Annotated in this window: 12 protein-coding genes; 10 read left to right on the top strand and 2 right to left on the bottom strand. The window is 72.1% G+C overall.

Annotation, left to right across the window (positions count from 1 at the left end):
• Positions 1-82 precede the first annotated feature (82 nt).
• The 6 genes from IAG42_RS33190 to IAG42_RS33215 are packed head-to-tail and all read left to right on the top strand — an operon-like array spanning position 83 to position 6,566.
• The gene (locus IAG42_RS33190; RefSeq protein ID WP_188340651.1) at positions 83-1,279 is read left to right on the top strand and encodes an amidohydrolase; all 1,197 of its coding nucleotides are present in this window, start codon (positions 83-85) and stop codon (positions 1,277-1,279) included.
• Positions 1,276-2,901 (top strand): ABC transporter substrate-binding protein, encoded by a 1,626-nt coding sequence (locus IAG42_RS33195; RefSeq protein WP_188340652.1) that lies wholly within the window; start codon positions 1,276-1,278, stop codon positions 2,899-2,901. Before IAG42_RS33190 ends, IAG42_RS33195 begins: the two co-directional genes overlap by 4 nt.
• Before the next feature lie 26 nt (positions 2,902-2,927).
• The gene (locus IAG42_RS33200) at positions 2,928-3,848 is read left to right on the top strand and encodes an ABC transporter permease (RefSeq protein ID WP_262928320.1); all 921 of its coding nucleotides are present in this window, start codon (positions 2,928-2,930) and stop codon (positions 3,846-3,848) included.
• On the top strand, positions 3,845-4,684 hold the full coding sequence (locus IAG42_RS33205; protein WP_188340654.1) for an ABC transporter permease: 840 nt from the start codon (positions 3,845-3,847) through the stop codon (positions 4,682-4,684). Before IAG42_RS33200 ends, IAG42_RS33205 begins: the two co-directional genes overlap by 4 nt.
• The gene (locus IAG42_RS33210) at positions 4,681-5,733 is read left to right on the top strand and encodes an ABC transporter ATP-binding protein (protein WP_188340655.1); all 1,053 of its coding nucleotides are present in this window, start codon (positions 4,681-4,683) and stop codon (positions 5,731-5,733) included. The genes IAG42_RS33205 and IAG42_RS33210 overlap by 4 nt, the downstream gene beginning before the upstream one ends.
• The gene (locus IAG42_RS33215) at positions 5,727-6,566 is read left to right on the top strand and encodes an ABC transporter ATP-binding protein (RefSeq protein ID WP_188340656.1); all 840 of its coding nucleotides are present in this window, start codon (positions 5,727-5,729) and stop codon (positions 6,564-6,566) included. Before IAG42_RS33210 ends, IAG42_RS33215 begins: the two co-directional genes overlap by 7 nt.
• Positions 6,567-6,936: 370 nt before the next feature.
• On the opposite strand, the gene IAG42_RS33220 is transcribed toward IAG42_RS33215, so the two are convergent.
• Together IAG42_RS33220 and pucL are read right to left on the bottom strand one after the other, a co-directional pair.
• Positions 6,937-8,148 (bottom strand): MFS transporter, encoded by a 1,212-nt coding sequence (locus tag IAG42_RS33220; protein ID WP_188340657.1) that lies wholly within the window; start codon positions 8,146-8,148, stop codon positions 6,937-6,939.
• Between the two features lie 123 nt (positions 8,149-8,271).
• A complete protein-coding gene (pucL, locus tag IAG42_RS33225; protein WP_188340658.1) occupies positions 8,272-9,192 on the bottom strand; it encodes a factor-independent urate hydroxylase in 921 nt (306 codons plus the stop codon).
• A 285-nt stretch (positions 9,193-9,477) separates the two neighbouring features.
• Here pucL and IAG42_RS33230 point away from each other — a divergent pair, with 285 nt between their 5' ends.
• The 4 genes from IAG42_RS33230 to IAG42_RS33245 all read left to right on the top strand — a co-directional run bounded on the left by IAG42_RS33230 (position 9,478) and on the right by IAG42_RS33245 (position 11,870).
• Positions 9,478-9,696 carry a hypervirulence associated TUDOR domain-containing protein gene (locus tag IAG42_RS33230; protein ID WP_188340659.1) on the top strand — a complete coding sequence of 73 codons (219 nt, stop codon included), beginning with the start codon at positions 9,478-9,480 and terminating at the stop codon, positions 9,694-9,696.
• A gap of 1 nt (position 9,697) precedes the next feature.
• Positions 9,698-10,264 carry a DUF488 domain-containing protein gene (locus IAG42_RS33235; RefSeq protein WP_262928321.1) on the top strand — a complete coding sequence of 189 codons (567 nt, stop codon included), beginning with the start codon at positions 9,698-9,700 and terminating at the stop codon, positions 10,262-10,264.
• A 32-nt stretch (positions 10,265-10,296) separates the two neighbouring features.
• Complete coding sequence (locus IAG42_RS33240) at positions 10,297-10,881, top strand: TetR family transcriptional regulator (RefSeq protein ID WP_188340660.1); 585 nt, start codon at positions 10,297-10,299, stop codon at positions 10,879-10,881.
• Between the two features lie 128 nt (positions 10,882-11,009).
• Complete coding sequence (locus IAG42_RS33245; RefSeq protein WP_188340661.1) at positions 11,010-11,870, top strand: NmrA/HSCARG family protein; 861 nt, start codon at positions 11,010-11,012, stop codon at positions 11,868-11,870.
• Positions 11,871-12,059: the final 189 nt, after the last annotated feature.

Genomic DNA, 12,059 nt, shown 5'->3' on the forward strand with positions numbered 1-12,059 from the left:
AACCCCTTCACCAAACATCAGACATCTGATAACTCTATCCGTCACCTCGGCAACCCCGCGAAGACACACGGGAGATGACTGGATGGAGCGGTACCACCACCTGCGGATCGAAGGCGTGCGTCCCCTCGGGGAAACCGCCCGTGACCTGGTGATACACAACGGACGCTTCGTCCGGGACACCACCGCAGACGTGATCGAAGAGGTGCTCGACGGTGGCGGGATGCTTGCGCTCCCCGCCCCGGTCGACGCCCACATACACCCCGACAAGACCACCTGGGGCGGCCCCTGGCTCAGCCGCGAACCCACCGAGTCGCTCGCCGGGCTCATCGCCTACGACGCCTCCGTCCGCGCGGACATGGCCCCGGTCGCCGAACGCGCGGGCGCCCTGCTCGACCACGCGATCGCCCACGGCACCCGCGCCATGCGCGCCCACGCCGACGTCGCCCCGCAGTACGGGCTCGACAACGTGCGCGGACTGCGCGCCGCCGCCGACGCCCGCGCCCACCTCCTCGACGTGCAGATCGTCGCGTTCCCGCAGCTCGGAGTCCTGACGGCCCCCGGCACCGACGTCCTCCTGGAGAAGGCCCTCGACGAGGGCGCCGACCTCGTCGGCGGACTGGACCCCGTCGGCGTCGACGGCGACCGCGACGGCCAGCTCGACCTCCTCTTCGGCCTCGCCGAGCGCCGCGGCGTCGAACTGGACATCCACCTCCACGACGGCGGCGCCTCGGGCCTCGACCAGATCACCGAGATCGCCCGCCGCACCACCGCCCTCGGCCTCGCCGGACGCGTCACGGTCAGCCACGCCTTCGCGCTCGCCGAGCTCGAAGGCCCGGAACTCACCGCCATGGCCGACCTGCTCGCCGGCGCCGGGGTGGCCGTCACCACCTGCGCGCTCGGCGCCGACCCCGTCGTCCCGCACGCGGCCCTCACCCGCGCCGGAGCCCGGGTCGCCGTCGGCTCCGACGGGGTGTGCGACCCGTGGAGCCCGTTCGGCAACGCCGAGATGCTCGACCGGGCCCACCTGCTCGCCTACCGCACCGACGCCCGTACCGACGACGAACTCGCCGCCTGCTACCGGCTCGTCGCCGACCAGGGCGCCGACCTCCTCGGACTCGACCGGGTCGGCTTCCGGCCCGGCGAGCCCGCCGACCTCGTCCTCGTCGACGCACCCTCCGTCGCCGAGGCCATCGTCCGCCGGACGGCGCCCAGCGTCGTCGTCCGCGCCGGACGCGTCATCGCCCGTAACGGCACACTCCTCCCAGGAGGCCCCGCATGACCGGACGCCGTCCGATCCTCACCGGCGCCCTCGCGCTCCTGCTCACCGCCGCCCTCACCGCCTGCGGCGGCGGCCCCGGCGATCTGCGCCCCGCCGTCGCCCTCGACCTGAAGACCACCACGCCCAAGGCCACCAAACCGCTGGACTCCATCACCTGGAACCTGCCGTACGAGCCCCAGGGCCTGGACCCCATCAAGTCCTTCAACTACGCCGAGAACACGGTCCTCGCCAACCTCTGCGACAGCCTGCTGCGCCTCACCCCCGACTTCGAGATCAAGCCGGGCCTCGCCACCAAGGCGGAGAACCCCAGCCCGAAGAAGTGGGTCTACACGATCCGCGAGAACGTGAAGTTCTGGGACGGCACCCCGCTCACCGCCGAGGACGTCGCCGCCAGCCTCAGCCGGCACCTCGACCCGAAGCTCGGCACCTGGTGGGGCGACTACTACCAGAACGTGTCCGCCATCAAGGCCACCGGACCGCTCCAGGTCACCGTCACGCTCAAGCAGCCCGACGCCCTGTTCAACCAGGCCATGGCCACCGGCGCCGGCGCCGTCGAACAGAAGGCCCAGATGAAGCGCGCCGGCGAGGACTTCGGCACGCCGAAGCAGGGCGTCATGTGCACCGGCCCCTTCAAGTTCACCCGCTGGCGCTCCGGCGACTCCCTCACCATCACCCGCAACGACGACTACTGGGACCGCGCGCACCGCGCCCTGTCCAAGAAGCTGACGTTCCGGTTCATCGCCGACGAGACCACCGCCGTGAACGCGCTGCGCTCCGGCGAGGTCGACGGCCAGTACTTCTACCTCCCGCCCGCCGCCCTCGGCCAGCTCCAGAACTCGCCCACCGGCACCGTCACCCTCGGCCGCTCACTGGCCTACTGGGCCCTGCTCGGCGCCACCAAGTCCGGACCGTACGGCAACGTCAAGGTGCGCCAGGCGCTCTCCGCCGCCCTCGACCGCGGCGCCCTCGGCTCTGCCGTCTTCCAGGGCACCGCCCCCGCCGAGCACGCCCTCGCGGGACCGCCGTCCTGGGGCTACGAGAAGGAGACCTTCCGCAAGACGTACGAGTCGCTGCCGCACGGCAAGGCCGACCTCGACAAGGCCAAGGCCCTCGTGAAGGAGGCCGGACCCGCCGCCAAGGGCAAGATCACCATCGGCGTCCAGGGCAGCTCCGCCGTCCACGAACAGACCGGCAACCTCATCAAGGCCACCGGCAAGCAGCTCGGCCTGGACATCGAGATCCGCGTCATCCCCGTCGAGCAGTACGGCAACCTCTACAGCGACGCCAAGTCCCGCCGCGGCATCGACGCCTTCCTCTCCACCTGGTACGGCAACGTGCCCGACCCGCTCGACGCCTACACCGTCTTCCTCGCCGGCGGCCGCACGAACTTCAGCGGCTTCGACAAGGTCGACAAGGACGTCCAGAAGGCCCGCGCCGCCTCCGACCCGGCCGAGCGCGCCCAGATCATCACCCGCATCGAGCGCGCCGTCGCCGAGGACGTGACCTGGATGCCCATGAACAACCTGCCGGTCATCCTCTACATGAGCGACCGCGTGACGGGCGCCGTCGCGTCCTTCCCCTACCTGTACTACCCCTGGGCCACCGGACTGGGAGGGCGCTGACCCTTATGAACGCCACTGTGAAATTCGTGCTCCTGAGACTGGTCGGCCTCGCCGCCGTGCTCCTCGTGGCCTCGTTCCTCGTGTACGGGCTGCTGTACCTGGTCCCCGGCGGACCGATGTCCTTCCTGCTCGGCAACCGCACCGGAACCGCCGAACAGATCGCCGCCATCCGCGCCCAGTACCACCTCGCCGACCCGTTCGTCGTGCGGTACTTCAACTGGCTCGGTGACGCGCTCGGCGGCGACTTCGGCCGCTCCCTCGTCTACCGCCAGGACGTCACCGCGCTGCTCGCCGGCCGGGTCGCCACCACCCTCTGGCTCGTCGCCTACGCGTCCGTGCTCATCGTCGTCGGCGGCCTCGCGGCCGGCAGCCTCGCCGCCCTGCGCGGCGGCCGCACCGACACCCTGGTCAGCGGCGTCTCCTCCCTGTTCCTCGCCACGCCCGTCTTCGTGATCGGCGTCGTCCTCGTCATCGTCTTCGCCCGCGGACTCGGCTGGTTCCCCGTCTTCGGCGCCGGAGAGGGCTTCTTCGACCGGGTGCACCACCTGACCCTGCCCGCCCTCACCCTCGCCCTCGGCTCGGCCGCCTACCTCGCCCGCATCACCCGCGCCTCCGTGCGCGAGGAGATGGGCCGCGAACACGTCGAGACCGCCCGCAGCCGCGGCCTCGCCGAGTCCCTCATCGTGCGCAAGCACGTCCTGCGCAACGCGGCGGTGCCTGTCACCACCGTCATCGGCCTCACCGTGGCCGGTCTCCTCGCGGGCGCCGTCGTCGTCGAGAACGTCTTCGCCCTCGACGGCATCGGCTCCCTGTTCGTCCGCGCGATCATGCAGCGCGACTTCGCCGTCGTCCAGGCCGTCGTCCTCGTCCTCGTCGGCGCCTTCGTCGTCGTGAACCTCGTCGTCGACCTCCTCTACTCCGTCCTCGACCCCCGGATGGCCCGATGACCACCGTGCTGACCTCGAAGCTCGCCGCGACCCGCAGAGCGGTGCCGCGCGACCCACTGGCCCGGGCGGCCGCCCTCGTGCTCGCCCTCGTCGTGGCCCTCACCCTCGCGGCCCCGATCGTGGCGCCCTACGACCCCGACCTGCCCGACCTCTTCAACACCCTCGCCTTCGCCACCCCCGAGCACTGGCTCGGCGGCGACGCGCTCGGCCGCGACGTGCTGTCCCGGCTCGTCTGGGGCGCCCGCCCCACCCTGCTCGGACCCGTCCTGATCATCGCGATCTCGGCCGTCGCCGGTACCGCCCTCGCCATCACCGCCGCCTGGTGCGGCGGCTGGGTCGACACCGTCGTCTCGCGCATCCTCGACGTCCTGTTCGCGGTGCCCGGCATCGTGTTCGCCCTCGTCGCCGTCGCCGTCATGGGCCCCGGCCTCACCCCGGTCGTCATCGGCCTCACCGTTGCCTACACGCCGTACGTCGCCCGCGTCGTGCGCGGCGCCGCCCTGCGCGAACGCGCCCTGCCCTACATCGCCGCCGCCTGGGTGCAGGGCCGGCCCGCCCTCACCATCTGCCTGCGGCACCTGCTGCCCAACCTGCGGCCCATCGTCATCGCCCAGTCCGTGTCCGCGCTCGGCTACGCCGTCATCGACCTGGCCGCGATCTCCTTCCTCGGCCTCGGCGTCCAGCCGCCCACCGCCGACTGGGGACTCATGGTCAAGTCCGGCCTGGACAGCGCGATGCGCGGCAACGCGATCGAGGCCGTCGCGGCCGGCGCCGCCATCGCCCTCGTGGTCTGCGCCGTCAACCTCCTCGGCGACCGGCTGGAGAAGAACCGATGACCGACACCACCACTGCCACGCAGCAGCCGCGCCCCGCCGAGGGCACGCCCCTGCTCGCCCTGCGCGGCTTCCGCCTCGACGTCCCGTACCGGGCCGAAGGACAGCGCGCCAAGGACGCCGAACGCCGCGTCATCGTCGACGGCGTCGACCTCACCATCTGCCCCGGCGAAGCCGTCGGCCTCGTCGGCGAGTCCGGCTCCGGCAAGTCCATGACGGCCCGCGCCGTCATCGGACTCACCCCGCCCGGCGCCCGCGTCCACGGCGACATCGTCTTCGACGGGCAGAACGTCTCCGGACTCGGCCGGCGCGAACTGCGCGCCCTGCGGGCCCGCCGCGTCGCCATGATCTTCCAGGACCCCCGGGCCCACATCAATCCCGTCCACACCATCGGCGACTTCCTCACCGAGGCCCTCGTCACCGAACGCGGGATCAACCGCCGCGAGGCCGAACGCAAGGTCATCGCCCTTCTCGCCGACGTGGGCATCCCCGACGGGGCGCGGCGGCTGCGCCAGCACCCGCACGAACTGTCCGGCGGACTGCTCCAGCGCGTCATGATCGCCTCCGTCCTCGCCGCCGAGCCCGACCTCGTGCTCGCCGACGAACCGACCACCGCCCTCGACGTCACCGCCCAGTCCGAGGTCATGGCGATCCTCGACGAGGCCCGCAGGGAACGCGGCCTGGCCCTGCTTCTCATCACCCACGACCTCGAACTGGCCGCCGCCACCTGCGACCGGCTCGCCGTCATGTACGCCGGGCGCACCGTCGAGACCCAGCCGGCCCAGGCCCTCACCGAGCGCCCCCGGCACCCCTACTCGGCCGGTCTGCTGCAGTCCCGGCCGAGCCTGGAGGAGCGGGTCCGCCGGCTCCCCGTCATCCCCGGCCGGCCCGTGGCCGCGTTCGAGGCGCGGGAGGCGGGCCCCGGGTGCTCGTTCGCCCCGCGTTGTCCCCACGTCCAGCCCGACTGCGAGCGACAGCAGCCGGAGGAGCGGGAGTTGTCCGACGGTACGCGCGTCGCGTGCCTGCGCGCCGAGGAGGTCTCCGCATGGTGAACCAGCCCCTTGAGAAGGAGCATGTGACGGAGCCCGTGAAGGAGAACGTGCTGGAGGCCGTGGGCCTGCGCAAGACCTACGGCGAGGCGGTCGCCGTCGACGACGTCTCCTTCACGCTCGCGGCGGGGGAGTCCCTCGCCGTCGTGGGCGAGTCCGGCTCCGGCAAGACGACCGTCGCCCGGATGCTGCTCGGGCTCGAGAAGCCGGACGCGGGCACGCTCACCGTGTGCGGGCGGGAGCGGCCCGCCGCGCGGCGCGTCGCCTCCCGCGAGCGGCGGCGCCGGGCCCGCGAGATCCAGATCGTCTTCCAGGACCCGTACGCCTCGCTCGACCGGCTGCAGAAGGTCGGCGACGTCATCGAGACGGCGCTGGCCCTGCACTTTCCGCTCCCCGCGGAGGAACGGCGCTCGCGGGCGGCCGAGTTGCTGGAGTCGGTGGGTCTGGCCGAGCGGCACCTGACCATGCGTCCCGCGCAACTGTCCGGCGGACAGCGTCAGCGCGTCGCCATCGCCCGCGCGCTCGCGGTCGAGCCCCGGGTGCTCGTCCTCGACGAGGCGGTGGCCGCCCTGGACGTCTCCATCCAGGCCCAGATCCTCAACCTGCTGGCCGACATCCGTGAACAGCGGGACATCGCCTACGTGTTCATCTCGCACGACCTCGCCGTCGTGCACCAGATCAGCGACCGGGCTCTGGTGATGTGCGGCGGCAAGGTCGTCGAGGAGGGCCCGACGGACCGGATCCTGGCCGCCCCCCAGGAGCCGTACACCCGCCAGCTCCGCGCAGCGGTGCCGGGTCCTGGCTGGACCCCGTCCCGCCGGCCCCAGCCGGCCTGACCCGCTCCGACTCCGGTCGGCAGACCGCCCGCTCCGCCGGGAGGTCTGCCGACCGGGGCGGGCGCTCGGCACCCGAGCCGGGCATAGTCTCCGGGCTCGCCCCCCGCCGTGGCCGATCGCGCAGTTCCCCGCGCCCCTGACGTGGCACATCTGCCCCGGCGCCTCATGGCACCGGCCAAGGCCCCCGTTCCTCAGCCTTGGCCCGACCCGCGCCGGGTTCGCGTTGCGGTCGGCCCGGGCTACAGCGCCCCGCCGTCGGGGCCGAGCACCATCGCCGACGATCGCGTCGCCGTGGCCGATCGCGCAGTTCCCCGCGCCCCTGACGGGGCGCGTACAGACGGCGCCCGAGTGGCGCCGTCTCGTGGCGGGGCTAGCCCACCGTGACCGGTGCGCCGGAGCGGAGTACGAACGGGCGGGAGCCCACCGTCACCGCCACCGAGATCGCCGCCATCGTCGTCATCGCCACCCCGGGTGACACCACCTGTGCCAATCCGCCGGCCAGCGCCGCGCCCACGCCCTGCCAGCTCAGCCGGCCCGCGGACTCGACGCCCTGCACCTGGCCCCGTACCGCGTCGTCCGTCAGTGCCAGCAACTGCTCCTGCAAGGGCAACGTGGCGGCGAAACCGGCGCCCGCCACGAAGACGCCCACCGCGGCCAGCCACACCGGCGGTCCCGCCGCGAACATCAGGAACGGCACCGCGAGCACGAGTCGCAGGGGGAACGCCCAGCGGCGGCGCCCCGCCGCGCTCAGCACCCGTCCGACCAGGAGGTCTCCGAGCAGCATTCCGGCCGAACCCGCGGCGAGGTACACCCCCGCGTGCCCGGAGTCGTAGGAGATGAACAGGGCCTCGCACCCGACGACGAGCCCGTTCGGCACCCACAGGTTCAGCAGGAGAGCCCGCCGCCCCGGGTGCGAGAACAGCTCGATGTTCGTCGTCCAGGTCGTCCGCAGGCCGGGCCGCCGGGTCAGCCGGATCGAGCGTTCCCGCACGGTCGCCGCGAGGACCACGAGCCCGAGACCGGTGAGCACGGCCGCGATCCCGAACACCTGCTGCGGGCTGAGGAAGTGGAGGAGCGCGGCGCCGACCGCGTACCCGATGATCGCCATGCCGCCCGAGGTGATGTTCATCAGGGAGCGGGCCAGCGCGTACGAGCTGTGCGGCACGACCTCGGCGAGGAGCCCCATGCGGGTGCCGCCGCCGAGCGACTGGAAGAACCCGAGGCACACCAGGACGCCGAAGCGGGCGGCCAGCGGCAGCCCGGGCACGGCCTGCGCGGCGACCCCCGCCAGGGACAGGCACTCCAGCGCGACGAGCGTGCGCCGCGGCCGCTCCCCGTCGGCGACCGACATCAGGGTCAGTGCCCCGAGCACGGTGGCGAGCGTGGCCCCGTACATGCTGACGGCGGTGAGGAACGGCGACTGGGTCTGCCGGTCGACGAGCGTGCCGAGCGCGAACCCGGAGAACGTGCTCGAGGCGACGGTGAACAGGAAACTGACGTAGAGACCGGCGAACTCGCGATTGCGCAGCAGCGCGCGATAGCCGGGGCGGGGGTGAGGTCGGGGTGACTCGGAAACAGACATGAAAAAAGCCTCCGAGCGCACCGTCTGGTGCGCCGAAGGCGACGTGTGAGTTATAGCAGGTGCGCGCTCACGCGCGCCACCGCGGCCCGTCCCGGACGGGGGAGCGGCCCGCGGCGGCGGAACTCAGGCCGTGACCCAGTCGCTCGTCGCGATGACGGGCGCGACGCCGTCACGGTGGACGGTCCCCTCGATCAGGCCGTACATGCGGTCCGCCGCGAAGTACACCTCGTTGTCGTTCTTGAGCCCGAACGGCTCGAGGTCCACGAGGAAGTGATGCTTGTTCGGGAGGTTGAGCCGGACCTCGTTGACCGCGGGCACGTGGTCGAGGACCCGGTCGGCCATCGCGTGCAGGGTCTGCTGCAGCGAGTAGCTGTACGTGTCCGCGAACGCCTCCAGCATCCGCCGCCGGACGTCCTTGTACATCTGGTCCCAGTCGGTGTCCGCCTCGCTCGCCGCGGACGCCGCGTAGGCCCACCGGGCGGTCACCTTCGTGGCGAGGATCCGGTCGTAGGCCTCTTGCAGGGTCGTGTACTTGTCCTTGATGAAGCCGTGGAACTCGGAGTCCGTCGAGTTCATGACGGTGAGGTCCTTGAGCCCGGAGACGATCTGCAGCTGGCCGGTGTCACCGCTGTACGTGATCTGCGTGGTCCGCACCTCCTGCCCCGAGCGGACGAAGGAGTGCTGCTCGCGCCGGGTGGGCGCCGGCAGCCGCTCCCACGGGTACTCCTCGATGCGGATCTGCGTCTCGTGGATCACCGGCTGGGAGTGGACGAAGTGCCGGGCGAGCGCGATGCCGAAAGCCTCGGGGGACTCGACGCCGTGTTCCTTGGCGAAGGCGTAGACGGTGTTCTTGGTGGTGTCCGTCGGCAGGACGTTGGCGTTGTCGCCGGTCAGGTGGACGTCGCGGAACTCGCCGCGCAGCGCGACCGACACGTTCAGGTCGCGGATGTCGTGCCAGGTGCCTTCGTTGCCCTTGCGGGTGATCTTGACGATGCGGTTCTCGGCCTTGCCGTACTGATTCTGCGCGAGCACGTGCTTGCTCATGGAGCAGGTCCTCCGGGTACGTGGATGTCTTCATCCCGTACGCCCGGCGTCCGGTGCCGTCGTCCGACGACACCCCCCGCCGTTCGGCCCGTGCGGAGGCCGCCCCGGGACTGACGAGCATCCCGGTCCGTAGGTCGGCGACATTTGAGCACGCGCGCGGCGCCGCTGACAAGGGATGTCACAGCGTGAGGTGCCGCCGGGATGCGGGCGGGGCCGCCCTGTCCCGACAATGCGGGAGGACCACGGATCGCCAGGCACCACGGGGCCACGGAAACGGAGGACGGCATGGCGGAGCAGTTCGCGGTCGGCGACCACGTGCGGTGGAACTCCGAGGCGGGGCACGTCGAGGGCACGATCATCGAGAAGCACACACGTGACGTGGAGTGGAAGGGCTACACCCACCACTGCTCGGAGAGCGACCCGCAGTACGAGATCAGGAGCGACCGCACCGATCACATCGCCCTGCACAAGGGCGGCGCCCTCACCAAGGTCCCGGGGCCCTGACGTGAGCGCGGCGGCGGGCGGCACGGCCGGGCACCCGGTCGTGTACACCGTCGGCCACTCGACGCGCGACTTCGACGAACTGGTGGGGATGCTGCGCGAACACGGCATCACCTGTCTGGTCGACATCCGCTCGTTCCCCTCGTCGCGCGCGTACCCGCAGTGGAACCGGGCGGCGATCGCCGCGAACCTGCCGCCGGACATCACCTACCGCTGGATGCCCGCGCTCGGCGGCCGCCGCCACACCCCCGCGGGGACGCCGACCGTGAACGACGCCTGGCGCGTCAAGGCGTTCCGCGACTACGCCGACCACATGGCGACCGACACCTTCGCCGAGGGACTGCGCGAACTCCTGGACCAGGCACGACGCGAACCCACGGTCATCATGTGCAGCGAGGCCGTCCCCTGGCGCTGCCACCGCCGTCTCGTCACCGACGCGCTGATCGACGCCGGGGCCGAGGTCGTGGACATCATGGGACCGGGCAAGACGCGGCGGGCGACCCTGAACGAGCACGCCCGTGTCCGGGACGGCCATCTGATCTACCCGGCACCGGCCTCCGGAACCAGCTGATGTCATGCACTGACGTCACGTAGGATCTCCGCATGGGTAGATGGGAGCCGAACGCTCGAGGCCGACTGGCGGACGCCGCGCTCAAGCTGTACGCCGAGCAGGGCTTCGACCGGACGACGGTCGCGGAGATCGCCGCGTCGGTCGGCGTCACCGAGCGCACCTTCTTCCGGCACTTCACCGACAAGCGCGAAGTCCTGTTCTACGGGGCCGAGGCGGCGCTCGAACTCGTCACGCGGGCCGTCGCGGAGGCGCCCGAATCGGCCTCGCCCATGGTCGCGGTGAGCGGCGCGCTCCAAGCCTTCGGTGCCTTCTTCCAGGAGGATCCGCGGCGCGCCCGGGACCGGGACGCCGTGGTCTCGGCCAGCGCCGAGCTGCGCGAGCGCGAGCTGGTCAAGCTGGACGCGTTCTCGCTGGCGATGGCCGGCGCCCTGCGCGAGCGCGGCGTCGAGCCCCGGACGGCGACGCTGGCCGCCGAGGCGGGCGCGGCCGCGTTCAAGATCGCCTACGCGGAGTGGATGGCGATCGGCCGGTCCGGCGAGAAGGACCGCGAGCTGCCCGGCCTGTTCCTGGAGGTTCTCGCCGAGCTGACCTCGGTGCTGGACGCGACCCGCGATTAATTATCTGCGCGACGCAGAGGTCTTGGGTAGTCTTCTGCGTGGCGCAGCTGATGAGCGCGCCGTCGCCTTCCCGTGCGCCCGCATCCGGGCCTGCCGGGAACTCGCCCGAGAACCTGGAGTACACCTTCATGCTCACCGTTGCCGTCACCGGCGCCACCGGCGCCCAGGGCGGAGCCACCGCCCGCGCCCTGCTCGCCGCCGGAGTCCGGGTCCGCGCCCTGACCCGCGCCCCCGACGCCCCCGCCGCCCGGGCCCTGCGCGCCCTCGGCGCCGACGTGCGCCGAGCCGACTTCGACGACCGCGCCTCCCTGGACGCCGCGCTCGCCGGCGCGGACTCCCTCTTCGCCGTCACCACCCCGTTCGGCACCGACGTCACCGTCGAGACGAGGCAGGGCAGGGACCTCGTCGACGCCGCGGCCGCCGCCAGCGTCGGCCACATCGTGTTCACGTCCGCCGCCCACGCCGACCGCGCCACCGGCATCCCCCACTACGACAGCAAGCACCTCGTCGAACAGCACCTCCGGTCCAGCGGAGTGCCCTGGACCGTCATCGGCCCCGCCGCGTTCATGGACAACTTCGCCACCGGCTGGACCCGCGAGGGCCTGCGCGAGGGCACGTTCGCCTGGCCGATGCCCGGCGACCTGCCCCTCACCCTCATCCCCGCCGCCGACATCGGCGCGTTCGCCGCGCTGACCCTGCGCCGCCGCGCCGAGTTCACCGGCCGCCGCATCGACCTCGCCTCCGACGCCTGCACGCCCGCGCGCATGGCCGAGATCATCGCGGCCGCGGCCGGACGCCCGATCGCCCACCAGCAGGTCCCGCTCGACCAAGTCAGGCGCCGGTCCGAGGACTTGGCGGCCATGTTCGCCTACTTCGCGAGCGACGGCCTCGACGTCGACGTCACCGGCCTGCGCCGGGCCCACCCCGAGGTCCGCTGGCACACCTTCGCCGAGTGGGCGACGCAACAGGACTGGGCCGACCACGCGTGACCTGCGTCACGTCCGCAATGCGAGGTGCGCAGTATGCTGAACCCATGATCCCGCTCGTTCGCCGCCGCCACGTGGACTACGTCCGCGTCACGAGCACGGGCTGTCGACGCTCCTTCTGAGCGGTCCGGCCCTCCTCGGCCTCCTTCTTCACGGTGCCGTCCCGGCCGCTTTCCCCAGCCGTACGTCTCT

The organism is Streptomyces xanthii (assembly GCF_014621695.1).
Taxonomy (GTDB): domain Bacteria; phylum Actinomycetota; class Actinomycetes; order Streptomycetales; family Streptomycetaceae; genus Streptomyces; species Streptomyces xanthii.